The organism is Mucilaginibacter metallidurans, from assembly GCF_003286435.2.
In the GTDB taxonomy this organism is placed as follows: Bacteria; Bacteroidota; Bacteroidia; order Sphingobacteriales; family Sphingobacteriaceae; genus Mucilaginibacter; species Mucilaginibacter gossypii.
Window position 1 is genome coordinate 6,557,167 of record NZ_CP043449.1, and the last position, 26,451, is coordinate 6,583,617.

A 26,451-nucleotide genomic window follows, 5' to 3' on the forward strand; every position below is an offset into this window, starting at 1 on the left:
CAACAGCTCTAAACAGGGTGCAGACTATAACAAGCATAATCCCTACCAACCCGATGATCCGCTTAATATCCACACTACAATTATTACTCGTTTACAGTATTGACCACGGCCCGGCGCCGCGCAATCCTGGACGTAAAGCGAAAGTTGATAATTCGTCAGGTATGCTTTACAATTCTATGGTAATAGGTAAGCGCAGTTTAAATCATAAGCAACAAGCGCCGGCGATGGAAATTGTAGCTACGTTGCGGCCCAAACCTGCAAACTAAATAGCCGCTTCTTGATATTTCGAATTAAATTCTATCTTTGCATCCAATTCCTGATTTGTTAATCTTTTAAATATCAAGGAATCATGACAGAGCAAATCTACATATCGCCCCTTTCGCTCATTGCCTGATCAGGCAGGCAAACCCTGTATTTTATTAAATAATTAAACGGTTGCGTCAGTAACCTGTGCATTATTTTGCCTGCCACCAAATTCACAGGATTTTTTGAGCGCTCTAACAAGGGTATATCCTTACTCAAGGACGAACTGAGATCAAAAATCAAATTCAGGAAAATTAAATGAAAGTGTGATGAACACACATGAATGGCCGCGCTGTATCAAATCGGCACGGCGCAAAAGGCGGCTCGTTAAAACCGGTCGGGATAAACAACTAATACAGTTGGACAAACGGCGCGATGAACTAAGGGGGCAAAGAAGGCTTTTGCCGATGGTTGCGCTTGAACACCCGTATCAACGTGGCTGGAAACGTTTTTTTGTGTTGCGGGATGACCAGAAGCGTAACCCGGGGAAGGACTTTTATGAAGCTCTGCTGATGAAAATTAACACGGTTGAATATCATCAGGACAAATCCTTCAAACGGAAAAAACGTCGCAAACAACGTTATGTGTACCAGGCAAAACCGCAAATGCTGCGTGAGCTGTCGCAGCATAGCTGGGATATCAACAGGATCAATTTAACCGAACAGGAAAAGACTTGCTTTACCCGTGTTGAAACTTTTGATGTTAAAACCTACCGTACCGAGGTGAAATACGTGTTTGCCGAGCCCTGGCGATATGTGCTAAAGGTAGCGCCGCATATGGTAACACATACTAAAATGATCGATGCGGATATTGAAAGGGAATTAGCGTGGATAGACGAACACATTGATAACAACCACTTGTGGCCGCGCATCAACCTGTTAACCCGTGGCCGGAGCTATCGCTGGAAAGATGAGTTTAACGACCGGCCAAAATACATTAACAAATTTAAAAACACACCAAGGTATGCCTGTAAAGAAGCTTACCTGGAATTAGAAACATAACCCACATGGGCAATTTAAGAACAAAAGATTTAAGTAAAATAGGTTATCATAATGATCAGCTGCGAAGCCTGGTTATTGGTATAACCTCTAAAAATTTCAAGCACCATAGTAAGCAGCAGCTACTGGACCTGTTGGTGAATATTAAGAACGATCCGGAAGCATTTCTGGATGATGAGTTAACAAGCAAGATAGCCGAAAAGGTAATTGGCAAAACGGACACACCATCCTTTAAAACGTTTGCACTGCGTAATGAACCGGTATACTGCAAAACTTACGGTGGCAAGGGCATTGAGCAATCGGCCAAAAAACAAATGGAGCTGGCTAATATGCTGCCTGTAAGCGTTCAAGGTGCATTAATGCCTGACGCGCACATGGGTTTTGGTTTGCCTATTGGTGGCGTACTCGCTGCAAACAACGCGGTAATTCCCTATGCTGTAGGTATGGATATTGGCTGTCGCATGGCGCTGTCAATTATCGATGAGGGCGATGGTTTTCTAAAACGATTCGAATATCAAATTAAACAAGCCTTAAAAAATCATACTCATTTTGGTATGGAAGGAGGCCTGGATGTAAGGCAGGAGCATGAAGTGCTGGATAGCAGGGTATTTAATGAGATTCCATTTTTAAAACCACTGCGGAGTAAGGCGGTACGGCAATTAGGCACCTCGGGCAACGGAAACCACTTTGTGGAGTTTGGCGAGATCGAACTTTTGGCTGATAACGCTTTAGGTTTACCCGCCAAAAAGTATACGGCCTTGTTAACACATTCGGGCAGCCGGGGTTTAGGTTCGGCAATAGCGAGGCAGTACACGCAGATAGCCATGAATACCTGCAAACTTCCGCGCCACGCACAGCAACTGGCCTGGTTGGATATGAACAGTGAGGCGGGCCAGGAATATTGGTTAACCATGACCCTGGCCGGAGATTATGCCAAAGCTTGTCACGAGCGCATACACGCCAACCTGTTAAAGGCTTTAGGCTTGAAAGCTTTGCACGTGGTGGAAAACCACCACAATTTTGCCTGGAAAGAACAATTGGCTGACGGCCGGGAGGTTATTATCCATCGCAAAGGAGCGACACCGGCGCATCAAGGCGAGCTGGGCATTATCCCTGGCAGCATGACCACGCCGGCTTACCTGGTATCGGGCAAAGGTGCAAATGATGCTTTATATTCTGCATCGCACGGTGCCGGCCGGGCCATGAGCAGGCAAAAGGCTAAGGACAGCATGACGGTTTCGGCCATGAAAAAGTTGCTGACCAATGCAGGTGTAACCTTAATTGGCGGTACCGTTGAAGAGAACCCCTTAGCTTATAAGGATATCGAGGCCGTAATGGCGGTGCAAAGCGACCTGGTTGATATCCAGGGCAAGTTTTATCCACGTATCGTTCGGATGAATAAGGAGTAGTGATGAAAAAGATGATGATACAAATCACTTCAGGCAAAGGCCCGGCAGAATGCTGCCGGGTTGTAGCCCGCGTACAAAACCTGATGTTGAAGCAAGCCAAACAGCAAGGCATTCAGCTTGAAGTACTGGAAAACAAAGCCGGCGGGTTAAACGGCACTTTACTATCCGCTACGATGATGGCTACAGGTAATAACCTGGATGCCTTTGTAAAAGAATGGACCGGTACAATACAATGGATAGCGCAAAGTCCGTATCGAAAATATCATAAACGTAAAAACTGGTTTGTGGGCGTATCTGTTTTTGACGTAAAAGAACTGATGCAATGGAACCCTAAAAATGTAAAGCTGGAAACCTGCCGTTCGTCGGGGCCTGGCGGTCAAAATGTAAACAAAGTGGAAACCGCGGTTCGGGGGACACATTTACCATCGGGACTGCAAGTTATGGCAATGGATAGCCGGTCGCAGATCGAAAACAAAAAGCTTTGTTTAGCCCGGCTGGAAGCCAAAATACTGATCTGGCAAACAGAAAAATTGATAGAGCAACAGCAAAGCCAATGGCAGGAGCATAACGCCCTTGAGCGTGGTAATCCGGTTAAAACCATCAGGGCAGTAATTTAAAACGGGCGGCAAAAGTAACCGGTTTTTTTCGTAAAAGCCTCAAAACGGCGTTTGGCTGTTGTTTTAGAGGTTTTGAACACTCTGATATTCTCCACATATCGATTACCAGGCTTTTAGATTAATTTCTAAAAGCCTGTTTTTTATGGGTACTACACCGGCACAACACTTTCCGTAAGTTTTATTGATATGTTCCAATCCCAATCTGCGTGAAAAATAGACTTGTAAGGTTTTTGGCCAAAACGTTGTTGTCCCAGCGGAAAGTATCTTGTCATCCGTTTTGTTAATGAATTAACTATCGGCTGATCCTATTGATACTGTCGACACAGCACCAGCATATTAATTATTTATCTGGGTTGAAAGTGAATATCACAATGCGGCAACCACTGCTTTAACTGTGTCTTGTCTTCTTTTGATAAGTAATTGTCATCCAACCTTACCTCTTTTAATTTTGTTAATTTTTTGATTTCAGGAGAAATATAACGAAGTGGGTTATTCCAAATTTCAAGTTTTTCGAGATTAACCAACGAACCTATACAGTTAGGGATACTATCTATTTGGTTATCAAAAATTAGTAATTCTCTAAGATTTGACAGATAGCGAATATTATCAGGTATGCGTTTAATCTTATTGCTATAGACCTGTAATGTTTGAAGCCCACTTAATTTATTATCTACGAAGCCCAAATCTTTAAACTCATTCTCTTCAATTGAAAGCCATTTTAGGTGGGGAATAGTCTTGATTTTTTCAGGAAACATTAACAATTTATTGCCAGAAATATCAAGATACTCTAAACTATCAAGGTTTGAAAGATCAGTTTTAATTTCGCGGATTTCCGTTTTTCCTACCAGCAGGCTTTTTAGCCCTCGCATTTTATACAAATCATTAGGAAGTGACTTTATGGGGTTTGCACCCAAATAAACATTATGAAGTGATTTAATTTTATAAAGCTGTGGGGGTATTGTTGTAAATTTATTCTGTGCGAGGTAAATTGTATTAATTGGTAATGTGCTGACAGCATCGGGCCGGTAAGCAAGTCCGGCACCTTGAAGAGTTAGATAGGCTCCCTCATTAGCCATTACAATTGACACTCCTGGAGACGTATAAAGGGTTTTCAATTTGCCTGCATCAATTTTGTTCACAATTTCTACTATACGCTTTTGCGCTAATGAATCGGATTGCCCTCTTTTGCTAAATAACCATGCCTTTACTATTCCCTTGCTTTTAATGCAGGGATATTGAAAGTTTGGGTTCCATTCAATGTCGTTCGTTTCAACTGCAGATCTATCGGAGTACCGGTATCGTTGCCAGGTTGGCATCTCTTCCCCTTTTGTAGACGTGATGACAATACCGCTATCCGGGATGGTAACAGTTTTAGTCCAAAGAAAAGCTGGAGGCAGCGCAGGGTAACCTTGAATTCCGAAAACTATCCCTGCTGCGCCCCTGGATGCTTTAGAGAAGATAAAAGTTGTATGTTCCTGCCATTTCAAAGCACAATAAGAAACAGTAAAAATATATACTGCCGATACTCCCATCTGTATTAGTTTAAAATGTTTAGTCTTGGAAGCAAAATAATTAATGAGATAAAGTAATATTGAACTTATCATCATCAATATCCCTATTCCCAGTCCAAACCCACCGGTTAAGTAAATTATCGCCAGGCCTAAACAGATGGCCAATATGGCAAGGGCTTTGAGCGGAGTTATGTTTGATCTTTTCAATTTTGTCAAGCTTGGAATCGCTAATACTAATATGGCAACAACCAGGAATCCTTCCCTGTACCCAGATCGTAATGATAAACTCCCGCGCGCATGCCTGCGTAAATAATATTATTTCTGATAACCATTGAATTGGGATAAAGAGCCGCGTACCATAATCCTTTATCTACTAAAAAAGATATTTGTGCATTTCGACCTACTTTTAACAAACTTTTAGAAGTAATAATGATAAAGTTATCTTGATGATCTAATGCGATAGCTTCTGGTGCTGTTGGTAATTTTAAGTGTTCTCTTACAGCCCACTTATCATTTGGTTTATAGATTTCAATAATGCTTCCTTCCGAGGTTCCTAAGTGTGCAAGCCCTTCAATGGCGTATTGTTTGCCTCCTCTATTAATAAACTGCACTATCTCATGATTTGATATTTTATAATAATTCTTACCATCACTTGAAACCCAGTATAGAGCACCACCCCATTCACCTCTGTAAAAACCTACTAAATAACCATCTTCTACCTTCAAGATTGAGGCCCTTCCCCCAAAGTCACGACTATCAGCTTTTTTAACTTTAATTTGAAAAGGTAATTGAGGAGATGGAAGTTCTTTCTTATCTACCACAAAAACAGAATCGTTTTTCTTATAGACAGCCCATTCGTGAAAAGAGAAACCATATTTTCTGAGGCTGTCCGGATTAGTAGGAATTGGATGCGTATTCCAGTTACTGATTAGCTTTTTATCTGTTCGGCCTAAACAACTTTCGAGGCTAAATACTATTAATATGATAAGTAGGTTAACTTTCATAAGTTGTAGAAAGAATTAATTAATAATCATAAATATGCTCTATCGTCACTCCTTTTAGTTTAAGTGTTCTTACAAGCGAGCTAAGGTTTCCCACCGTTGTCACTATAGCAACCCTAGTTAAGCCCGGCTTGGTAAAGATTGGCTGAGTAAATAGTATTTTGTAATTAGCGGTTATATTTAAAGACTTTTCGGTTAAAACAGTAAGCATAATAGCACTGTTATTTCCGGCAATCTCAGTAAAACCAACACCATTTTTTGCCAGCTTACTAACCGCTGTATTAAATTCAGCATAACGGGGTAAATTAGCCAGCACCATACCGTTTGGCAATACTTTTATATTATGCATAAATCCGGTTGTATCCAACCCTGTGGGTAGCCTATCCATCACTACTGCTGTTTGCAACGAGGCTGTTTCATAAGCCGATTTGGTGCCGAGGCCGATCAGCCAGCCATAGCCGCTTTTAATCAATAGTTCAGTGGTTAGATAATAGCGCCTCTCCAGTTTACGCAGCAAATGCGGACCGGAGAAAGAGGTACTACTCCACAACATTTTGAGCTGATGGTTAAAATCATACTCGTACCATGGCAGCACCTCAATAAATTTCACATAACTGTATTCATAATCAGCGTTAAACGTATCTTCGGCGGTCATTTCTTCATTGGGGCCGGTATCGGTCACACGGCCAATAATGGTCTCGTAAAATGATTTGATACCGTACTCAACGGTTGTGCTGCCGGCTATTACCCATATCATCACATGATAACCGGTATTGAATGGAAAATTTCCTTTAATCTGATCGTACATTACACCGTAACCACCCCACATCTGGTCAACATGTTTCAGGTATGGAAAGGTGGTTGAAGTATGGGTTTTAAAGTAATCTGCCTGCTCAGCCGGACTAAACACCAGGAACCATTCGGGGTAGGTCAGAAAAGTTTGATCAGGCGGACGTACGACTGCCTGAGGCGTTAGCGGGTGCTTATTGATTGATAGCCAGGCTTTATCCACTAACAAACCCTTCCCGGCAGGCACGGTGGATGGCTTCCTGTTTTTAACAACAAAAGTTATGATAGCCAGTAGCAGCGCAATTAATGTCAGTATCCTTAACCTTTTCATGCCTATATTTTGGTAAACAACATTAAGGTGTTATCGGATGGATCTTTATCTTGTAGTATTCGTTTACCGGCATCTTTAAATCCCGCCTGCTCAATAATGGCTGCCCATTCATCTGCGGACTTGAAGTTTTTAAAATCTCTGGCTTCAAACTCCCAGGTTTCGTTCAATCCCACATTAAATACCGTATGCACCAAAGAAACAAAGGTGGCCATTTCTGGCGTTTTAACATTATGATCGCGGATAACAAACGAGCCGCCGGGCCGTAGGATTCGGTTTATCGATTCCACAAACCCATTCAGCTTTGCTACCGGGCAATGGTGTAAACCAATATAGCACGTAACCACGTCCAGGCTTGCATCAGGAATAGTTAAACTACTGATAGGGTTATAGCCATTAATATCCACAAAATTGCCCAACTTGCCCAGCTGCCCCCGCTCCATAATGTCTCCCGGCGAATTGGTTGGCGCGAGATCATTAATAAGATATATTGGGCCGGTGACCTTGATTTCTTTTCTTAGCTGGCTAATATAACGACCAGTAGAACCGATCTCGGCATAACCGGAGATCTGTTTAACATCGCCCAATAGCCCCAGTGTTTGCCTGACTATTTCTTTTTTTTGCTTTTTAAGCGCTGGCAAGGCATAAGTCAGTTCTGATAAGAATGGCTTAATACCTTTCAATTTGCCTTGAACTGATTTATAGATCTCCTCATCGGTTTTGCCGAGGGCAGTTTCTTCTTTTATTAATTGATGGAATTTATCCTCGGGGTACAAATGAAATATCACCTGCAAAAAGCGGTAAAAATCGTCGCTCCATTTGGTATCGTTAAATACTGCTTTAAATTCGGATGTATTAGCCATTGCTTTTTGGTTTTAATGGTTGATAATAGGTGTCCCAAAAAATGTTCCTGAATTTATAGTCAGGATCAAGCTTGGTTTTCAAGTCGAATAACTTTTGCGCGTTAGGATATGCTTTATGAAACTGTGCCGCGGTTGGATGTACCTGATAAGGTAAATAATAAGCACCGTTTACAGTAATTACGGCGTCAGCCAGCTCACGGGTCCATACAGCAACAGCATGTTTAGATGCCGGATCTGTGCGTTGCTTGTAATAAACCACAAAAGCAAATACCTCTTCCCGTGCCCATGCCAGGTAAGTGCCCGGATCGGCTTTGGCATGTCTGATGGATACATTAAGCACGTTAACATTAAAACGGATAAATATTTCGGCCATGGCTTGTTCAAATTCCTCAAAGCGCTGAACAGGAACAAAATATTCCAATAATACATAAGTGCTGTTGATTCGTGATTTGGGCTCCAGTTCGGCAACATCATAACCGGCTTCGTAGTTGCGCCAGTGGATCTTTTTGCCCCTAAACAGTAAAGGGTCAATTATAAACTCCCGGTAAGGCTTGCCTAATGGTCTTTCTGTAAACGCCCACAGGAAATACCGCTCCAGCGGATAAGATTCTTTCAGTGGCATCAGCCGGGTTTTAACTGTCGGCTTTTCGGTGGTTTCTATCCAGCTTACAGCTCTTAAACGCGTGTATTTTGGCGGGTAGATATCGCCGTTATGGAAAACTACCTGTGAATTATCGCGTATGGTTTTGAAGAAGTAATTTTTATATTCTTCAACTTTCATTTTTTTATCAATTCGTTTAATGGCCAGGTTATCGGCTAACTCGAGTTCAGCCTGAACGATAACGCCAATGCCATTATAACCGCCAATTGCGCCAAAGAATACTTCCGGGTTTGCTGTTTTAGTAGCATGCACTAACGAGCCATCGGCTAACACAACATCAATTGACCGTACTGATAAAACAACCGGCCCCATGCCCATATATCGCCCATGGGCATTAACACTCAATGCGCCACCTACCGTGAAATTGGCATAGGTTTGCATGACCTTGATGCTCAGGTCATACTCATCAATATATTGCTGAATATCGCACCAGCGGATACCCGTCTGTACTTTGATGAGTTTATCTGCTGCTGAAAACTCCAGTACTTTGTTCATTCCGCGCATATCAATATGCAGACTATGCGGGCTTGCTGTTTGTCCACCCATGCTGAAACGGCCACCGCCTACGGAGATAGCACCGGTAGCGTTTTTAACAATTTCGCAGATTTCTTCGACCGAAGTTGGACGCGCAATTTTACTAACCAATACGGGGTTCAGCCGGGTTACATCGTCAATAATACGCTCATCGGTTTTAAGATGGGGGATCTCTTTACCTTCATCATTTTTCAAATAATCGGGCGCCGACCCGGGTACCGAACCATATTGGTTTGTCGTATAATCCCCTTTTTTTAAACCTAACCGCCAGAATAACCATAACGGCCCAAGCACGGGTATTAAAACAGTAAACAGCCAATAGCCTGAATAGCCCTGATCATGCAGGCGCTTAATAGAAGTAGCTATAATGATCCAGAATAATAAAGGATATAGGATAAACGTAGCACCTTCGCCAGCAAACAATAAAAAGTTGTACAACACGTAAAAAGTGCACCAGTAAAACAGGGAAGCCAGCCAAAAAGCCCCTTTTGATAAGCGGCCGTTAAAAGTAAATAGCAGATAGGTTACAGGTAGCTTTTGTTTCAGGCGCATGGATGGTCTTGGCAATACGCTAATATATCATTACTTTCAATTATAATTATAGCCGCTTATATAAATGTAACATGATACCCAGAGGTAAATTATATATCAGCTATAAGAATTTGGTTGAAGGCGCTTATTATTGCCTTACTGATCGCTTTCGCTCACCAGGGCCGGATGTTGATCAATGCGCTAACGAAATGGTTTGCCTCTCGGTGAGAACTGGAATCGATCTGGTATTAAATGCTTTGAATTTTCCGCCGGGCTTCGAGATGATTGTTACCGATATCAATATCCCGGATATGTTTGCCATAATTAACTGGCACGAATTAACGCTTGTTCCTATCCCGGTTAATAAGTATACCTTAAATATGTCCCCGGCCCAGGTGGAAGCAGCAATTACACCTGCAACCAAAGCTATATTGATCACTCACCTTTTTGGCGGTATCATGGAAATTGAAGCGATAGTTGCCATAGCAAAAAAGCATAACCTCATTATATTTGAGGATTGCGCACAAGCATATGCCGGTAATTTATATAGCGGGAATCCCGCATCGGACGTAGTGATGTTTAGCTTTGGCTTTATTAAAACCAATACAGCTATTAGCGGGGCGATGATCAAAATAAAAGATCCGGCTTTGTACGCTGAGGTTGTTGCACAAAATAGGCGCTACCATCAACAAAGTACTGCAGGCTATTTTAAAAAGCTTTTTAAAGTGCTGTTTGTAAAGCTGCTCACCAATAAAAGTATTTATACCGGGTTTTATAATTTAGTAATGGCTTTGGGGAAAGACTTTGAACAGGTATTAGGTGGCTTTACAAAGGGCTTCCCCGGCAACGATATTTTTAGACAGATCCGGCATCAGCCTTCCACACCAAATCAAAGGCTGCTCCGAAAAAAGCTTGCTAACTTTGATCAAAATAGTGTTATTAAAAGGATCCAATTAGCCAAAGATATTTTATCAAAGATCCCTGATAATTATAAAATTGGTTTTGAGAACAAGAGGCATTCTTACTGGGTGATGCCTGTTGAAACCCATAATCCGGATGCACTGATCAAACACTTGCGTAATAACGGTTTTGATGCTTCGCAAAAAGCATCAAGCTTAATCAAGTTGAGCGGGGCGGGCGGCGTTCCCAAACCCGAAGAATTAGCATTAGACAATCTTGTTTATTTACCAGTATATCCCGCTATGAGCGCAAAAGACCGTAATAAACTAATACAACTAATAATCAATTTTTCGCACTGATCTCTTCTTATGCTGACAGGTTGTGGTGCTTTAACGTTTTCCGTAACTGGGCTTCAATTGCTTAACCATATCCCTGGCCGAAAGATATCCGTTTATTAATAAAAAATAGCCCGAACTATCCCACCCCCACCCATCCAAATCCACTTTTAAAAAAATATCATCAACAGCAATGAGGGTAAAATGCTTCAGCCGTGTTTAAGAGACAAATTTTAATAATCGTCTTAACAACACAAATGCTATGAAAGCAACATTCCTGATCTATCTTGTTATCTTTTTAATTTCGTTTAAATTTACTGCAGGCGCCCAGCAAAAAACGGCAACCAATGCCGATTCAGTATTTAAACCCAAAATCGGATCATTTGATGCCGGTTACTCCTACTCGCCGTTTACCGTTAAAAATAAAAACATGAACATCAGGCAAGTGAATGCTTCGGTCAACGTACCGCTGATAAATAATTTCAGGGACGGAAAGCTTGATTTTTTACTTGCCGGCGTTAGTTACAGCGGGCTTTCCTTATCCGGAACAGGAAAATCATTCGGCGGTACTGATTTTTATTCTATTTCGGTACCCATCACTTTTCAAAAATCGTTTTCTGCAAAGTACGCGCTGCTGGTATCAGCAATCCCTACCTTATCATCCGACCTGAAAGATGTTTCGGGCGAAGACATGCTATATTCAGGCTTTGTCATGCTCAAGATCCGTAAGTCTAAAACCTTTTCCTACGCTGTTGGTGCGGGTTATTCACGGCAGTTTTTTGGTACGATACTGCTGCCGGTTATCGGGATAGAATGGCAGATCAGCGAAAAACTAAGCCTTAGCGGCACCCTGCCCGTTTCCGAAAAATTAAAGTACCAGCTCAATGATAAAAGTATCATTGGTTTCAGCAGCGACTTTGGCATTGGCGGGGGCTCATACCGGTTGTCAAAAAAAACAGGGTCAAATTATTTACAGGTACAGCAGTATAAAAACACGCTTTTTTATAATTACCAGCTGGCTAAAAACTTTTCGGTACAAATAAGCGGTGGTTACAATTTTGTGCAACAGCTTGACTTGTACAACAAAGATCAAAAAGTTAACTGGGCTCCATTTAACGACCTGAACAAACGCGTTCACCTGGCCGAGTTAAAAAAGACCGGCTTTACCGTCGAATCAGGGATCAGCTACCGGTTTTAACCCGGAGCAGGTGCAGGTATTTCTTCTCAATGTATAACATTAATCAACCGCAGCAATGGGAACAGCTATTAATTCAATGGTCGAGGTTTTTAAAACAAATGTTGAGGATCCGGCGCAGGCAGCAAAATTGGTGGGCCTGCTTCAAAAACGCATTACCAATAGCAGTGTAAATTTTGACCTGGAAGATTGTGATAAAGTATTGAGGATAGAGGGCCCGGATGTTTCACCGCAATCGGTCGTGGGCATCCTTAAAGATTATGGCTACAAATGCCAGCTGCTCGAATAAACACACACCGCCCGGATTATAATGCTTGTATGCCGTTTCATTTGTTAAACGTGTAGGTTTAGCGTAACCTGCACGTTTTTCAATTACCTGGACTTAATAAACTATGAACAGTCAAGACAATTATTTCAGTACAAAGCAGGAAGAAGGATGGGCCCTGTCGTTGTAAATATCGTTAAGCTGCGTTGGTCCCGAAACGGTATCAAAAACCATGATATTATTTTCGCCGGCTACAAAATGAGGCCATTGCTTATCATTAACCTGGCCCGGGGCTTTGCCTTTTATAAAGTTTATCCAGGTTTGGTGTATTTGGTTAGCCAGTTTTAGTTCTGTATCGTTAAAATTGTTTTGTTTGGGTAAAAACCAAACATAGCCTAATTCATCGGCATGGGTTGCACCGGTACCATCGCGCTTGTAATCAAAACGGTACATCCAAACGTGGCTGCCTGCCTGCGCTAATGTGTTAGCCAGCCGGTAGCTGTGCATCTGGTACATGTATTGGGTAAGTACTTTTATGGCAGCGCTATCTGCATTGCCATTTTTAGCCTCGCTTTCAAAGTTTGATAAAATATAACGGTAATTATCACCAAACCAACCATATAGCACCGTGCTGTCGGGGTGGTTGAGGCGTTTATCAAAATTCATAAACATTTTACTTTCAAACTTATTGGTACCGATCAGGAAGCGTACTTTATCATTTCTGTTTTTGAGGATATATTGATATGGATCCTGCGAAATCACCGCGCCATCTATCACCGGGCCAAAATAGTTGGTGCCCTGTGCCCCATTGCTGATCTTTGCCTGTGCTGCAATAAGTTTTTCGGCGGAGATTTTGACAAGGTCGGCAGGTTTGCTAACACCCAGCTCGGTCATTAACCGCTGCCTGATGCCTTTAGCGGTAACAGAATCCCGGATGCATTGCACGGCGCCGCTTTCTAAAATCTGCTGGTTGAAATAGCCTTTGGATTGCGGCGTTGCCAACAGGGCACTGGTGAGTTTAGCCCCCGCCGATTCGCCCATGACGGTAACCTTCGAAGCATCGCCGCCCATAGCCGCAATATTTTGCCTGATCCATTTCAGCGCCATGATCAGATCGAGCAGGCCATTATTTCCGGATGATTGATAAGCTTTGTTTACATCGCCCAAATACATAAAGCCGAAAACACCAAGGCGATAATTAATGGTAACGGTAACAACGCTGTCATCGTCGGCAAAAGCGTGGCCGTTCATCCCCATACCCGAGCCGCCTGTAAGCGAGCCGCCATGTACCCATACCAGCACCGGAAGCTTAGCATCCCTTGCTGTTGTTGGTGTATAAACGTTCAATGTGAGACAATCTTCGCTGCCTTTTAGTCCGCCTGTGCCGCCACCCTGCGATGCCGGGCTTCCAAATTTTTCGCATGAAAGCGTATCTTTCCATGAAGTCATAGGCTGGGGAGGCATAAAACGCAGAGGGCCAACCGGTGGTTTAGCATACGGGATGCCTTTAAACACCAGGGTTGGCCCTTCTTCGATACCTTTTATCCAACCACCTGATACCTTGGTTACAACTGTTTGGGCAGAGGTGGTAAAACCTAAAAATATGCCCAGTAAAAACGTGTAAACCGGAATCAGGCGGAGGATATTTTTCATAAAATGGTTTGATCTTAATAAGTGGCAGCCAGCTGAAGCGCGTTATAAGCATTAACCACGCCGCCGGTTACACAAAGATCGGTAAACGGAACTTCTTTTTTTGTCTCCCCATCTTTAATCTCTACATTATGTGATATTTTCACTACCGATTTCATGATGATCTCCTTAACCTGTACAGCCGTTAATTTTGGATAATATGAACGGATGAGTGCCGCCAGGCCGGTTACAACCGGTGCCGCCATACTGGTACCATCATGCTCGGCATAGGCTGATTTTGGTGTGGTTGAATTGATGGCCACACCCGGTGCAAACACATCAACACTGGTTTTGCCATAATTGGAGAAAGATGCTTTCAGCGTTTCATCGTCTTTAGGGCCCGACGCGCCAACTTCTATCCAGGCACCGGCTACGCCGCTTTTATCTTCATAAATACGGTTAGGGACGTTCAGTTCAACTTCGGTGTTATTGTTGTCATTACCCGCAGCATGTACCAGCAACACATCCTTGTTTAACGCAAATTTTACCGCATCATCAACTGCTTTTTTATTGTACGAGTAACTTTTGCCGAAGCTCATGTTGATCACCTTAGCGCCGTTAGCCGCAGCATAACGAATGGCGTTTGCTACATCCTTATCGCGTTCATCGCCGGTAGGTACTGTACGTACCGACATGATAGCTACATCATTGGCCACACCCATAACACCAAGATTGTTATCCCGTATCGCGCCAATGATCCCGGCAACGTGGGTGCCATGATCAGCATCCGGGCCGGTTACGTCATTATTGCCATAAAAACGCTCATTAGCATTGTTATAATTATCGCCCACGGTATCCCTCGAATTGAAATTAAGGTTGAGGTGGTAATCCAACTGCTCTTTAAAGTGGGTTAAGCCGCCGTTTACCTCTTTCTCTCTGAACTCGGCTACATTTTTAAACGAAGGCAGGGCGCTTACCAGTACACGTTTAACATAGGCCTCGCCATTATCTTTAGGCTCAAATTTGGTGATATCATCAAGGCTTGGGTTTTGGTTGCCCAGCTTCGCCAGTACCCCATCAAGCAGGGTATTGAATTTATTGATCACCGTATAGGTTTGTTGAGCTTTGGCAACCTGCTTATCCATATCGGCTTTCATAGCGCTGTATGCTTTAAAATCGGCAAGGTCTTTCCCGGTAAGCTTGGTACTGTCAACATTGGCAAAGCGGGTGTTGTTGATCCGTACAAGGCGAGTTAGCTCCAGGTTATCATAATGTACATCTCCCTTGGCCGATCCTATAAAATCCCAGCCATGCACATCATCGGCGTAACCGTTTTTATCATCGTCCTTTTTATTCGCGGCGGTTTCTTTCGGATTGTTCCAGATCACCTTTTTAAGGTCTTCGTGCTCAACATCAATACCCCCATCAATTACGGCTACCAGCACGGTAACGTGTTTTTTGCCTTTTAACAGTTCGTTGTATGCTTTTTCGGTACTGATCCCAAATACAGAATCGGTTTTAAGATCAAGGTTTTGCCAGTTAGGTTTAGTTTTTGGAGCTTCCTGCGCATAAGTGAATACAGGTAAGCAAAGCCCGGCTACCAGCACAAGCTTTTTAAGCGGAAAATTGTTTATCATTAATACTTTCAGTAATAGTTTATAAGTACAAAAACTCTAAAGTAGGTTTTTAATTGTTTAAAAAATGTGCGGGTTTGGTGATTTTAACACGTTTTCAGGAAAAAATATTTTTCCGATCACTCTACTTTTTGCTCAAAAATATGTTCAATTATAAATTTTGATTCTTCTACATAAACCTTTTTCCTGATCAGTTCCGTAAATCGTCGGTAGCACCATCCCTTATCTCATAGTTCTTTTCTTTACAGGTTTTTATAAAATCTATATATAATTGTTTCGCTTTGCCTGTTTCGCCTTTTGCAAGTGTGGCAAGCGCTATATTAAACATGGCGTAAGTGGCGTCATCCTGGTATTTCAGCGCCTTGTAAGAATATTTTATACAGTCATCAAACTTACCAGCGCAATAACATGACCACCCCAGGTTACCCAGGGCATTGGCATAAGTGCTGTCAATACCTATTGCTTTTTTGGCGGCATCAATAGCTTCCAGGTAGTTACCCGATTGCGTATAACTTAAATTGAGCCCTACATAGGCGTATTTATAGGTCGGGTCGGCCTTTACTGCTTTCTGATGATAAGTTATGGCTGTTTCATATTGCTTTTTCTGATAGTAGCAATCACCTATCCTGTCGTATGGAAAAGGATATGATTTATCAATGCTGATAGCTTTTTGGAGATCTTTTATGGCATCATCCAATTTATCTGCGTAATAATAAGCGTCGCCGCGATCAACATAAAAAGTCCGTCGGTCGGGTTCCAGGTTGATGGCCTGCGTGTAAAGACTGATTGCTGTTTCATATTCGTTTCTGTCGCAATAGATATCGCCTTTCAGGTTATAACCATCACCATCGTCGGCATTTTGGTTGATATGCTGATTGATAAAATAAAGGGCGCTATCAGGCATATCCATATTTCTGTAGCACCTGGTGAGGTTGTAGTAAGTCCAACTATAATTGGGCTTTAACTGTAACGTCAATCGCAGATCAGTTGCTGCTTCCTTATATTTTTCAAGGTCGATCAGGCAGTCGGCCCGGTCATAATAAAGTACAAAATAGCCCGGAAAAAATTTAATGGCCTGGTTGTAATCAGTTATCGCCTTGTCAAGCTCATCAAGATTATAATAGCACTTAGCCCGCATCTGGTATGCATGGGCATACTGTGGCCATACCGCCAATATTTGATCACAATACGTTATACATTCCCGGTATTTATGTTCATCAAACAGCATTTCTGCTTTCATTGTGTTGGCCGAAATCAATTCCGGACTGTCTTTTAGCAACCGGTTCAATTCAGTGCCCACAGCCGATTTTCCTTTAAATGACGCGGTAAGTAATTTTAATCGTTTAGCAAAAACGGTATTAGGGGCATTTTTTAAAAAGCCGTCTAAAATTTTATCGGCATTTTTATCGCCGGGCTGTGATGTGAATACCAGTTTAAAAAAATCTTTCCCCAGTTGTTTTTCCGCAGGCGAAAGATGGCTATTGTCGGCAATATCATTAACAAGGCTGAAAACTTCATAGCCCTGATAGGGCATGATCCGTGTTACATCTTTTTGTAAAGTGATGTTTTTAATGCTTTTGGATAGCAGCATCATTCCTTTATCAATGCTGTCTTGCCTGAAACAGGTGATAGCCTCTTTTAAATAGGATGCATAGTCGCTGATCTGGTAACCAGGTGCGGTTATTGGTACAGAAATTTTTTTTCTGGAAGTATCCGCCGGTACTAAAGCACAGGTGGTTAAAGGGCCTAAAATAAAGAGCCAAAAAACAATTGATTTGCAGGATAAGGTCATGCCATAAAAATAGCATATCCGCTTAATATTAAAAAATGGAAATGGGTTCCCGGCTTAATCCTATTTACCCGGTTCGGCCCTTACCTTTTTTACTTCAGCCGCGGTAACCAGGCTGCTGTTATTGCCGAAATTATTGCGGATATAGGTAAGTACCGCCGCGATATCAGCATCACTTAAAAAATTGTGCTTGGGCATGGCGCTGTTGTAAGGCCTGTTTTTCACCTTGATAGGGCCATCGAGGCCATTAAGCAGTACCCTTATAGCGAGGTCTTTTTCCATAAACTTACCGCCGGTTACCCATTCCGATCCGCTAAGCGGCGGGATCATATTACCATCGCCGCGGCCATTTTTTTGGTGACAGTTGGCGCAATAGGTATTGTAAATTTTAGCGCCACCTTTGAGCATGCCGGTTTGCAGATCGCTCTTTAAGACATCGGGCAACCTGAAACCCGGTAGTTTTTTACGGAGCTCCATTTTGGCAAGTTCGGCCTTGCCAAACCCCGCTTTGTTACCCGTGTAGGAAATTTTCCAGATCTTTCCTTCCTCTGTTTCGCTGATGTATAAGGAACCATCGGGCCCCATGGCCAGCCCCATTGGCCGGTAAGCCGCGTCACTCACGCTTACCACCGTGTTTTTGCCGGTAAAACCATCGGCAAAAATTTCCCATTGCCCAAAAGGTTTGCCGTTTTTAAAGGGTACAAAGCATACAAAAAAGCCGGCCTGCGGGTAAGGCGACCTGTTGGTTGAACCATGAAAGGCAATAAAAGCCCCGTTTTTATACCTTGCCGGGAACTGATCGCCGGTGTAAAAAAACAGGTCGTTGGGGGCCCAGTGCGCCGGGAAAGCCATGATAGGCTGGGTGTATTTAGCACCGTTGCCGGCTTTTATGCCATCGCCGCCATATTCGGGGTTCAGAAGTTTTTTCTTTTTAATGGGATCATAATAGTAGTAGGGCCAGCCTACATCAGTGCCCTTTTTTACTTTTATAAATTCTTCGGCGGGCAGCACCGCGCTTTGCCAGGCGCTGAATATTTTAGGGAACTGCAGGCGCAGGTCGTCGCGACCGTGGGCCACCACATACAGGCAATTATCGGCAGTATTCCAGTCCATAGCAACAACGCTGCGCATGCCGGTAGCATAGCGGATCCCATCAGCCTGTACCTGGTTAGGTTTGGCCTCATCAAACTGCCAGATACCCCCGTATTGTTTCAGCAGCGGGCAGCCCTTGATCCCTTTTGAACCGGGCACCCTGTTTTGCTCCTGGCAGGCGTTTGAGGGTGCTCCGAACGCCACGTACATATGTTCGGCATTATCAAAGGCCAGGGGTTTAGCATCATGTTCATGCGGGGCGGTAGCATCATGCAAAATCAATTCGAGCGGGGCATCGGGTACCAATGTTTGCGGATTTAATTTGGTTCGATAAACATTTGCTTCCGAGCTAAAGTACAGGTAGCCCTTATGTACCCTCATGCCTGTGCCATAGGGGCCTTTGTCTTCGTAATTGGCAAACTTTTTAATGATGTCTGCCCGGCCGTCGCCGTTAGTATCACGCAGGGCAACGTTGCCGCCGATAGAATCGGGGAAGCGGAGTTTTACATAAACATCGCCATTGGTATTCACCGCGATGTGACGTGCACGACCTTCCAAACTATCCACCACCACAACCGCTTTAAACTTGCCGGGCAGGAGTAAGCCGCCATTGGTGGTAGTATCCTTAGTAGGTGGTACAGTGTTATGGCCTATATTTTTAAAACTGATAATCAACAGCGCACACAGCACCAGCATCACGCCGGTCATAGTTTTTTTGCTTTTCATTTGAGACGAACAGGTTATCTAAATGCAGGATTGGTATTAAACGGCAATGCCCTGCTATAAAAGCGATTTTGAAGGTAAATGTTTAGGAAGATTTATTTTTATTGGCAGAGAGGCTAAATATTATAACATAGGCCGGATGTAAGAAACTGTTTAAATTTGACGAATATCGTTTACAGGTAAATAAAACTACATTGCCGTTGGTTTTAACCAACGGAATAAAGCATTCACAACAAGAGGGCTTCAGCCCAAATCCGCTTGCATAATTAGGCTAAAGCCAGGAGTTTTCGGCTCTTAATCCGTTGGTTAAAACCAACGGCAATTAATATTCTTCATTCTTAAACAGCTTCTAAGGATATCATATTATCCCAAAAAGTCCTATCTTTTCAACAAAACAAAAGATCCATGCCCGAAACACATCCCGAAAAAAACAAATTAGGCCTGTGGACCAGCACCTCGCTGGTGATTGGTAATATGATTGGTGCAGGTATTTTCCTGATGCCCGCGGCTATGGCTTCGTTCGGGAGTATTGGTTTGCTGGGCTGGGTGTTTTCGGCAATAGGCTCGTTCTTTTTAGCCCGGGTTTTCAGCAACCTGAGCAAGCTGCTGCCCCATGCTACCGGCGGACCGTATGCCTACACCCGCGACGGGCTGGGCGATTTCATTGGATTTTTAGTGGCCTGGGGATATTACCTTGCTGTGGCCTGTGCCAACGCGGCTATAACTATCTCGTTTGTGAGCGCCTTAAGTACCTTTTTTCCAATATTGGGAAGCAGCAGTGTTATTGCTGTGATTACCGGTTTATGTTCTATCTGGTTATTAGCTTATATCAATACGTTGGGCGTTGTTACCGGCGGCAAGCTGCAATTGGTTACCACCATTTTAAAGGTGTTACCACTGCTGCTGGTAGCTATCGGCGGTTTGTTTTTCATTAAGGCGGTAAACTTTAAACCTTTTAACGCCAGCGGGACAGGCATAGTCAGCGCCCTGCAGGCAACCGCTACCATGACTATGTTTGCGTTTATTGGTATTGAAAGCGCCACCGTACCATCTGGCAGCGTGGCCAATCCCGAAAAAACAGTGGCCAGGGCAACTATGCTGGGACTGCTTATTACCACCTTTATCTATATACTGGGGAGTGTAAGTGTGATCGGCATTATCCCGGCGGCGCAGCTGCAAAAATCACTTACCCCTTATGCCGATACCGCGGTGGTCATCTACGGCAGCAGCGCCCGCTACTGGGTTAGCGCCGGTATTGCCATCGCCGCTTTCGGTTCACTGAACGGGTGGACATTGCTACAAGGACAAGTGCCTTATGCCATTTCAAAAGATCAACTTTTCCCGCCGATATTCAGCCGCACTAATAAAAAGGGTGTACCTTATATGGGTATTATCATCAGCAGTATTATGGTATCGCTGTTTATGACCATGAATTACACCAAAGGCCTGGTAACACAATTTAAATTCCTGCTGCTGCTTTCGCTGTTGAGCGTTTTGATCCCCTATTTGTTATCGGCAGCGGCTTACCTGGTTATCCGGGTACGAAAAAGCCCAAAGGCAGGGGGCTGGGCCGGAGCTATAGCACTGGCTATGCTGGCTTTTGCCTATGCGCTTTGGGCTATTGCGGGAGCCGGGCAGGAGGCTGTATATTACGGCTTTTTACTGCTGATGGCCGGGATCCCGTTTTATGTTTGGGCCGCATTTACCAAAAATGCGAATTAGTTTTTCTTAAATATTATAAGGCCCTGCCTTGATCTCGTCAACTACTGCCGGATCAAGCAAAGTACTGGTATCGCCCAGGTTTGAGGTATCCCCCTCGGCTATCTTGCGCAAAATGCGGCGCATGATCTTGCCCGAACGGGTTTTTGGCAAGCCGGTTACAAACTGGATCTTATCAGGTTTGGCTATCGGGCCAATGATACGTGATACCGTCATGATGATATCCTTGCGGGTAATGTCCTCATCGCCATGCTTATCAGGGCTCACCACATAGGCATAAACACCCTGGCCTTTAATATCGTGCGGATAACCAACCACTGCCGATTCAACTACGCTGCTATGCATGTTGATGGCATTCTCCACTTCGGCAGTGCCTATACGGTGACCTGATACGTTCAATACGTCATCCACGCGACCGGTAATGCGGTAATAGCCATCCTCATCGCGCAGACAGCCATCTCCGGTGAAATACATGTTTTCGTAAGTGGCGAAGTAAGTGGTGCGGCAGCGCTCATGATCACCATACGTAGTGCGCAGCATGCCCGGCCATGGAAATTTGATACACAGGTTGCCGCTTACACCGTTGCCTTCAATCACTTTACCGTTTTCGTCAACCAAAACGGGTTGTACGCCGGGTAACGGCAAGGTAGCATAACCCGGTTTGGTAGGGGTAATGCCGGCGATAGGAGAAATCATGATACCGCCATTTTCGGTTTGCCACCAGGTGTCAACAATCGGGCAGCGGTTTTTGCCGATATTGTCATCAAACCAATGCCATGCTTCCTCATTGATAGGTTCGCCTACCGAGCCTAATTTTTTAAGCGAGCTCAGGTCTTTGTTATTTACGTTATCCAAACCAAAGCTCATTAACGAGCGGATGGCCGTTGGCGCGGTATATAATATGTTTACTTTGAATTTATCCACAATCTCCCAGAAACGGCCACAATCAGGATAAGTTGGGATCCCTTCGAACATCAGCGTGGTAGCCCCCTGCGAAAGCGGGCCATATACGATATAAGAGTGACCGGTGATCCAGCCGATATCGGCAGTACAGAAATATACCTCGCCCTGGTTGTACTGGAATACGTTGGCAAAAGTATAACCTGTATAAACCATATAGCCGCCGCAGGTATGTACCACCCCTTTGGGTTTACCCGTTGAGCCAGATGTGTACAGGATGAAGAGCATATCTTCAGCATCCATCACTTCCGCAGGGCAGCTTGGGTTACCTTGTGTTTCCACCTTTTTGATCTCATCTTCCCACCAAACATCGCGGCCTTTGATCATGGATACCGGCGTGCGGCTGCGGGTAAGCACAATCACTTTTTTAACCGAACGGCATTGTACCAAAGCATCATCAATCACAGTTTTAAGCGGTATTTCCTTGTTGCCGCGCTTGCCGCCATCGCAGGTGATCACGATGCTGCACTCGGCATCATTGATCCTATCGGCAATGGACTGTGCAGAAAAACCACCAAACACTACCGAATGGATGGCACCGATGCGCGCGCAAGCCAAAACAGCAATAGCCAGCTCGGGGATCATGGGCATATAGATACAAACACGGTCACCTTTTTTTGCACCGTTGTTTTTAAGCACGTTGGCAAACTGGCAAACCTTATCATGTAACTGGCGGTATGTTAATATCCGGTGGTCTTCTTCCGGGTCGTTAGGCTCCCAGACGATGGCCGGTTTATCGCCAAGAGTTTCGAGGTGACGGTCGAGACAGTTTTCGGTAATATTGAGTTTTGCACCCTGGAACCATTTGATCTTCGGCTCCTTAAAGTTCCAGTCCAGTACGGTGTCCCACTTTTTTTGCCATAAAAAATTATCGGCAATGCCGGCCCAAAACTGCTCGGGCTGCTCAACACTTTGCTGGTAAACTTTTTTGTACTCTTCAAATGATGTAATTTTCATCGGTTGGTTGTTTGGTTGATGAAGCTGTTCCGGGTTTAAATTGTTTGTTTTTTGTTGCCCCGCGCCAGTTTCATGCTGGTTTAAATGGTGGGCGTAATTTAATAATTTATGTGTGATGTATATATTAAAATTCTATCTTTTTAAAATATTTTAAAAAGTAATTATTGGACTAATTGTTGGCTCCGTTTGTTGTTGTTCCCGGCCGGGTGCGCAGGCGGCGTTAGGGATTGGAGTGGAAAGCCCGCAGCGAACGAGAGGGAGCGTAGGGGCCAAGCGAGGACTTGCAACGGATAGCCCGGGCCGCAGGCAACGCCCAATATTATAAACCCGATTGGGAGGGCCATCTCCTTGCATTGGATACACGGCATGTGGGGCACCGATAAATCCGGCATGGCTTCCTGTTTTGATTGGCTAATAATACACAACCGAATATGCTATGATAATGCGCACAGCCGCCTAAAATTTTGTTACTTTTGCCCATATTGCTATACTAATTTATGAGCGAAGAAAGATCACTGAACTTTATAGAGGAAATTGTTGAAGAAGATTTGGCTGCCGGTAAAAACGACAACCGTGTACTTACCCGTTTCCCGCCCGAACCTAATGGTTACCTGCATATTGGTCATGCCAAGTCAATTTGCCTTAACTTTGGTTTGGCAAAAAAATACAATGGCCTTACCAACCTGCGTTTTGACGATACCAACCCCGTTAAGGAGGATGTTGAATATGTTGACAGTATTAAGGAAGATGTAAAATGGCTTGGCTTTGATTGGGCCAATGAGCTTTATGCTTCTGATTATTTCGATCAGCTGTATGCCTTTGCCGTTGAACTGATCAAAAATAACCTGGCCTATGTTGATGACAGCACAGCCGAAGAAATAGCCGCTCAGAAAGGTACACCTACCGAACCAGGCACGCCAAACCAATACCGCAGTCGCTCAGTAGAGGAAAACCTGCAGCTGTTTGCCGATATGAAAGATGGCAAATACCCGACGGCGCGAAAGTACTGCGTGCCAAGGTTGACCTGGCATCGCCCAACATGCACCTGCGCGACCCGTTGATGTACCGTATTAAACACGCTCATCACCATCGTACAGGCGATAAATGGTGTATTTACCCCATGTATGATTTGCTCACGGGCAATCGGATGCTATAGAAGAGATCACGCACTCTATCTGTACGTTGGAGTTTGTACCTCACCGTCCATTGTACGATTGGTTTATTGAAAAACTGAATATTTTCCCGTCAAAACAATACGAGTTTGCCCGATTAAACCTGAACTATACGGTAATGAGCAAGCGCAAATTGCTGCAACTGGTTAACGAAAACTACGTTGATGGCTGGGACGATCCGCGTATGCCTACCATCAGCGGTTTACGCCGCCGTGGTTATACCCCTGCTTCAATACGTGAATTTTGCGAGCGTATTGGCGTTGCCAAACGCGAAAACATGATAGATGTTGGTTTGCTGGAGTTCTGTATCCGCGAGGACCTGAACAAAACCGCGTGGCGCCGTATGGCTGTGCTTGATCCGGTTAAGCTGATCCTGGATAATTATCCCGAAGGCGAAACCGAAATAATGCACGGCGAAAACAACCCCGAAGTTGAAGGCGGTGACGGCGGCAGGGATATCCCTTTCGGCCGTGAGTTGTGGATAGAGCGTGAGGATTTTATGGAGGTTGCGCCTAAAAAATTCTTCCGCCTGGGTATCGGGCTGATGGTTCGCTTAAAAAACGCTTATATCATTAAAGGCGAAAGCATTGTTAAAGATGCTGATGGTAACATCACCGAAATTCATTGCAGCTACCTGCCCGAATCAAAATCAGGCCATGATACCAGCGGCATTAATGTAAAAGGCACTATCCACTGGGTGAGTGTTGAACACGCCAAAACTGCCGAGGTGAGGTTATACGACCGTTTATTCCAGGTTGAAGATCCTTCAAATGAGGATGGCGACTTTAAAGATTATATCAACCCTAACAGCCTGCATGTATTATCAACCGTATACATTGAACCAGATTTAGTTAATACCGAGTTAGGCAAGCCGGTTCAGTTTATGCGAAAAGGTTATTTTACTTTAGATAAAAACTCGACTCAGGATAAACTGGTGTTTAACCGCACCGTTACATTGAAAGACGGCTGGGGTAAAAAGTAATCGCACCCCTCCCGAGGGAGGGGTGCGTTGGCGTTGCGTGGTGGCAGGGAGGGGTTAGGCACCTTGCAAAATCAACACTTGGCGACGAAACCCCTCCCTACACCCTCCCAGGGGAGGGAATCGCACAAGCCTACGCTTTTTGTCTTTTACAGTTTACTTTCTGCATTCAGCTTTTAGCTTTTACAACAAAGTTATTCCCCTTTAAACTCAGCCTTCCGTTTTTCCATAAAGGCTGCTACGCCTTCTTTAAAATCATTTGTGCCGAAGCATTTGCCAAACTCGGTTATTTCAGTTTCATAGCCATTAATACCATCGGTATAAGCGGCATTGATACTGCGGATAGCTGCCGCAAGGGCTAAAGGGGCACGGGATAATATTTTATTCAGGATTTCTTCGGCTTTAGTTAATAGTTCTTCGGGGTTAACTACGTGGGTAACCAGGCCATATTGCAGGGCATCGCCCGCGGTGATCATATCGGCGGTCAGGATCATTTCCATCGCTTTGCCTTTGCCAACCAGTTGGGTAAGGCGCTGTGTACCCCCATAACCGGGGATCAGCCCTAAAGTTACTTCAGGCAGGCCCATTTTAGCATTGTCAGATGCTATGCGGATGTGGCAGGCCATGGCCAGTTCGAGCCCACCGCCAAAGCAAAGCCATTTACTGCCGCTATTACCGGTTTGCTTCCATTGGCTATTAAATCAAATACTTCGGTGTGGCCTGTACGCGAAAGCTGTGCACCTCCTTCAATATTCAGCGCTGCAAACTCACTGATATCAGCCCGGCAACAAATGCTTTTGGTCCGGCTCCGGTAATGATGATACCACCTACCTCCGGATTTTGGAAAGCTTCAGTAAAAGCGCTATGCAGTTCGGCCAGGGTATCTTTATTAAGAGCGTTCAGTTTGCTTTCGCGGTTAATAGTGATTTGTTGAACGCGGCCCTTGTTTGTAATCAGCAAATTTTGAAATTCCATAGGTATTAGAAATTGCGGTGTTCATGTACCCAACCGGTTATATATTTTACAATATCCTGCGTGCTGGTGCCGGGCGGAAAAAGCTCGCCAACACCCAGCTTTTGCAGCTCAAGCATATCTTCATGCGGAATAATACCACCGCCGGTAACCAAAACATCATCCATTTTTTTCTCTTTAATGAGATTAATGATGCGCGGAAATACCGTCATGTGCGCACCCGAAAGTATAGAAATGCCAATGGCGTCCACATCCTCCTGCAGGGCAGTGTTTACCACCATTTCGGGGGTTTGGCGTAGCCCGGTATAAATAACTTCCATACCTGCATCGCGCAGCGAAGTGGCAATAATGCGCGCGCCGCGGTCATGGCCATCGAGCCCTACTTTGGCAACTAAAACACGGATTGGTCGGTTAAAGGTATTACTCATGAATAACCTATTGGTTTTTGTAAAAGTAATAAGAAAATTATGGAAGTTGTTTGTGTTTATTATAGGCGGTTTAAAACGATAGTTTTTGAATGTAGAGACGCATAATTGCATCTCACACTTGCAATTTACGGCAGCTGAGGTGCTTTTGAAATCGGCT

At 44.1% G+C, this 26,451-nt stretch carries 21 protein-coding genes and 1 pseudogene; 9 read left to right on the forward strand and 13 right to left on the reverse strand.

Annotated elements, in window-relative coordinates:
- The first annotated feature begins 17 nt into the window (after positions 1-17).
- The 4 genes from DIU38_RS28165 to prfH all read left to right on the forward strand — a co-directional run bounded on the left by DIU38_RS28165 (position 18) and on the right by prfH (position 3,327).
- A complete protein-coding gene (locus DIU38_RS28165) occupies positions 18-266 on the forward strand; it encodes a hypothetical protein (protein ID WP_112683107.1) in 249 nt (82 codons plus the stop codon).
- A gap of 306 nt (positions 267-572) precedes the next feature.
- Positions 573-1,304, forward strand: a complete 732-nt coding sequence (locus DIU38_RS28170; protein WP_112653025.1) for a hypothetical protein — start codon at positions 573-575, stop codon at positions 1,302-1,304.
- Positions 1,305-1,309: 5 nt separating this feature from the next.
- Complete coding sequence (locus tag DIU38_RS28175) at positions 1,310-2,710, forward strand: RtcB family protein (protein ID WP_112653024.1); 1,401 nt, start codon at positions 1,310-1,312, stop codon at positions 2,708-2,710.
- 2 nt (positions 2,711-2,712) lie between these two features.
- Positions 2,713-3,327, forward strand: coding sequence for a peptide chain release factor H (gene prfH / locus DIU38_RS28180; RefSeq protein WP_112653023.1), 615 nt, complete (start codon positions 2,713-2,715; stop codon positions 3,325-3,327).
- Between the two features lie 344 nt (positions 3,328-3,671).
- On the opposite strand, the gene DIU38_RS28185 is transcribed toward prfH, so the two are convergent.
- Genes DIU38_RS28185 through DIU38_RS28205 form a run of 5 tightly spaced genes read right to left on the reverse strand, consistent with a single transcriptional unit; the run spans position 3,672 to position 9,581 of the window.
- Entirely contained in the window at positions 3,672-5,045 is a 1,374-nt protein-coding gene (locus tag DIU38_RS28185) for a leucine-rich repeat domain-containing protein (protein WP_112653022.1), read from the reverse strand.
- Positions 5,046-5,071: 26 nt separating this feature from the next.
- Positions 5,072-5,842: a hypothetical protein gene (locus DIU38_RS28190; protein WP_112653021.1), complete on the reverse strand. Its 771-nt coding sequence runs from the start codon at positions 5,840-5,842 to the stop codon at positions 5,072-5,074.
- Positions 5,843-5,861: 19 nt separating this feature from the next.
- Positions 5,862-6,959, reverse strand: a complete 1,098-nt coding sequence (locus DIU38_RS28195; protein ID WP_112653020.1) for a hypothetical protein — start codon at positions 6,957-6,959, stop codon at positions 5,862-5,864.
- Between the two features lie 2 nt (positions 6,960-6,961).
- Positions 6,962-7,819, reverse strand: coding sequence for a class I SAM-dependent methyltransferase (locus DIU38_RS28200; RefSeq protein ID WP_112653019.1), 858 nt, complete (start codon positions 7,817-7,819; stop codon positions 6,962-6,964).
- Positions 7,812-9,581, reverse strand: coding sequence for an FAD-binding protein (locus DIU38_RS28205; protein WP_244311244.1), 1,770 nt, complete (start codon positions 9,579-9,581; stop codon positions 7,812-7,814). Before DIU38_RS28205 ends, DIU38_RS28200 begins: the two co-directional genes overlap by 8 nt.
- 56 nt (positions 9,582-9,637) lie before the next feature.
- Between DIU38_RS28205 and DIU38_RS28210 the strand changes: the two genes are divergently transcribed.
- The 3 genes from DIU38_RS28210 to DIU38_RS28220 all read left to right on the forward strand — a co-directional run bounded on the left by DIU38_RS28210 (position 9,638) and on the right by DIU38_RS28220 (position 12,264).
- Positions 9,638-10,804: a DegT/DnrJ/EryC1/StrS family aminotransferase gene (locus DIU38_RS28210; RefSeq protein WP_112653017.1), complete on the forward strand. Its 1,167-nt coding sequence runs from the start codon at positions 9,638-9,640 to the stop codon at positions 10,802-10,804.
- A 238-nt stretch (positions 10,805-11,042) separates the two neighbouring features.
- Entirely contained in the window at positions 11,043-11,978 is a 936-nt protein-coding gene (locus DIU38_RS28215; RefSeq protein WP_112653470.1) for a DUF6268 family outer membrane beta-barrel protein, read from the forward strand.
- A gap of 55 nt (positions 11,979-12,033) precedes the next feature.
- Entirely contained in the window at positions 12,034-12,264 is a 231-nt protein-coding gene (locus tag DIU38_RS28220) for a hypothetical protein (RefSeq protein ID WP_208057668.1), read from the forward strand.
- 120 nt (positions 12,265-12,384) lie between these two features.
- Here the strand turns inward: DIU38_RS28220 and DIU38_RS28225 are convergent, their stop codons facing one another.
- The 4 genes from DIU38_RS28225 to DIU38_RS28240 form a co-directional block, all read right to left on the reverse strand.
- Complete coding sequence (locus DIU38_RS28225; RefSeq protein WP_112653471.1) at positions 12,385-13,893, reverse strand: carboxylesterase/lipase family protein; 1,509 nt, start codon at positions 13,891-13,893, stop codon at positions 12,385-12,387.
- 14 nt (positions 13,894-13,907) lie between these two features.
- Entirely contained in the window at positions 13,908-15,506 is a 1,599-nt protein-coding gene (locus tag DIU38_RS28230; RefSeq protein WP_112653472.1) for a S8 family peptidase, read from the reverse strand.
- 187 nt (positions 15,507-15,693) lie between these two features.
- On the reverse strand, positions 15,694-17,295 hold the full coding sequence (locus DIU38_RS28235) for a tetratricopeptide repeat protein (protein WP_149354193.1): 1,602 nt from the start codon (positions 17,293-17,295) through the stop codon (positions 15,694-15,696).
- 60 nt (positions 17,296-17,355) lie between these two features.
- Positions 17,356-19,110, reverse strand: coding sequence for a c-type cytochrome (locus tag DIU38_RS28240; RefSeq protein WP_112653474.1), 1,755 nt, complete (start codon positions 19,108-19,110; stop codon positions 17,356-17,358).
- Between the two features lie 402 nt (positions 19,111-19,512).
- Between DIU38_RS28240 and DIU38_RS28245 the strand changes: the two genes are divergently transcribed.
- Positions 19,513-20,829: an amino acid permease gene (locus DIU38_RS28245; protein ID WP_112658912.1), complete on the forward strand. Its 1,317-nt coding sequence runs from the start codon at positions 19,513-19,515 to the stop codon at positions 20,827-20,829.
- A gap of 6 nt (positions 20,830-20,835) precedes the next feature.
- Here DIU38_RS28245 and acs read toward each other — a convergent pair whose 3' ends face one another.
- The gene (gene acs, locus DIU38_RS28250; RefSeq protein ID WP_149354194.1) at positions 20,836-22,743 is read right to left on the reverse strand and encodes an acetate--CoA ligase; all 1,908 of its coding nucleotides are present in this window, start codon (positions 22,741-22,743) and stop codon (positions 20,836-20,838) included.
- A 497-nt stretch (positions 22,744-23,240) separates the two neighbouring features.
- Between acs and DIU38_RS34550 the strand changes: the two are divergent.
- Positions 23,241-24,897: pseudogene (locus DIU38_RS34550) on the forward strand (glutamine--tRNA ligase/YqeY domain fusion protein).
- Positions 24,898-25,088: 191 nt separating this feature from the next.
- Here DIU38_RS34550 and DIU38_RS34555 read toward each other — a convergent pair.
- The 3 genes from DIU38_RS34555 to DIU38_RS28265 form a co-directional block, all read right to left on the reverse strand.
- Positions 25,089-25,520 carry an enoyl-CoA hydratase-related protein gene (locus tag DIU38_RS34555; RefSeq protein ID WP_317132413.1) on the reverse strand — a complete coding sequence of 144 codons (432 nt, stop codon included), beginning with the start codon at positions 25,518-25,520 and terminating at the stop codon, positions 25,089-25,091.
- A gap of 127 nt (positions 25,521-25,647) precedes the next feature.
- Positions 25,648-25,869 (reverse strand): enoyl-CoA hydratase/isomerase family protein, encoded by a 222-nt coding sequence (locus DIU38_RS34560; RefSeq protein WP_262714342.1) that lies wholly within the window; start codon positions 25,867-25,869, stop codon positions 25,648-25,650.
- 5 nt (positions 25,870-25,874) lie between these two features.
- A complete protein-coding gene (locus DIU38_RS28265) occupies positions 25,875-26,294 on the reverse strand; it encodes a cobalamin B12-binding domain-containing protein (RefSeq protein ID WP_091166978.1) in 420 nt (139 codons plus the stop codon).
- Between the last annotated feature and the right edge of the window lie 157 nt (positions 26,295-26,451).

Excerpts from the sequence above, each read along its gene's own strand:
- DIU38_RS28220 (WP_208057668.1), top strand. The coding sequence starts at position 12,034 with ATGGGAACAGCTATTAATTCAATGGTCGAGGTTTTTAAAACAAATGTT.
- DIU38_RS28225 (WP_112653471.1), bottom strand. The coding sequence starts at position 13,893 with ATGAAAAATATCCTCCGCCTGATTCCGGTTTACACGTTTTTACTGGGC.
- DIU38_RS34560 (WP_262714342.1), bottom strand. The coding sequence starts at position 25,869 with ATGGAATTTCAAAATTTGCTGATTACAAACAAGGGCCGCGTTCAACAA.
- DIU38_RS28210 (WP_112653017.1), top strand. The coding sequence starts at position 9,638 with ATGATACCCAGAGGTAAATTATATATCAGCTATAAGAATTTGGTTGAA.
- DIU38_RS28190 (WP_112653021.1), bottom strand. The coding sequence starts at position 5,842 with ATGAAAGTTAACCTACTTATCATATTAATAGTATTTAGCCTCGAAAGT.
- DIU38_RS28170 (WP_112653025.1), top strand. The coding sequence starts at position 573 with ATGAACACACATGAATGGCCGCGCTGTATCAAATCGGCACGGCGCAAA.
- DIU38_RS28245 (WP_112658912.1), top strand. The coding sequence starts at position 19,513 with ATGCCCGAAACACATCCCGAAAAAAACAAATTAGGCCTGTGGACCAGC.
- DIU38_RS28230 (WP_112653472.1), bottom strand. The coding sequence starts at position 15,506 with ATGATAAACAATTTTCCGCTTAAAAAGCTTGTGCTGGTAGCCGGGCTT.
- DIU38_RS28240 (WP_112653474.1), bottom strand. The coding sequence starts at position 19,110 with ATGAAAAGCAAAAAAACTATGACCGGCGTGATGCTGGTGCTGTGTGCG.
- prfH (WP_112653023.1), top strand. The coding sequence starts at position 2,713 with ATGAAAAAGATGATGATACAAATCACTTCAGGCAAAGGCCCGGCAGAA.
- DIU38_RS28265 (WP_091166978.1), bottom strand. The coding sequence starts at position 26,294 with ATGAGTAATACCTTTAACCGACCAATCCGTGTTTTAGTTGCCAAAGTA.
- DIU38_RS28195 (WP_112653020.1), bottom strand. The coding sequence starts at position 6,959 with ATGAAAAGGTTAAGGATACTGACATTAATTGCGCTGCTACTGGCTATC.
- acs (WP_149354194.1), bottom strand. The coding sequence starts at position 22,743 with ATGAAAATTACATCATTTGAAGAGTACAAAAAAGTTTACCAGCAAAGT.
- DIU38_RS28175 (WP_112653024.1), top strand. The coding sequence starts at position 1,310 with ATGGGCAATTTAAGAACAAAAGATTTAAGTAAAATAGGTTATCATAAT.
- DIU38_RS28235 (WP_149354193.1), bottom strand. The coding sequence starts at position 17,295 with ATGACCTTATCCTGCAAATCAATTGTTTTTTGGCTCTTTATTTTAGGC.
- DIU38_RS28215 (WP_112653470.1), top strand. The coding sequence starts at position 11,043 with ATGAAAGCAACATTCCTGATCTATCTTGTTATCTTTTTAATTTCGTTT.
- DIU38_RS34555 (WP_317132413.1), bottom strand. The coding sequence starts at position 25,520 with ATGGCCTGCCACATCCGCATAGCATCTGACAATGCTAAAATGGGCCTG.
- DIU38_RS28200 (WP_112653019.1), bottom strand. The coding sequence starts at position 7,819 with ATGGCTAATACATCCGAATTTAAAGCAGTATTTAACGATACCAAATGG.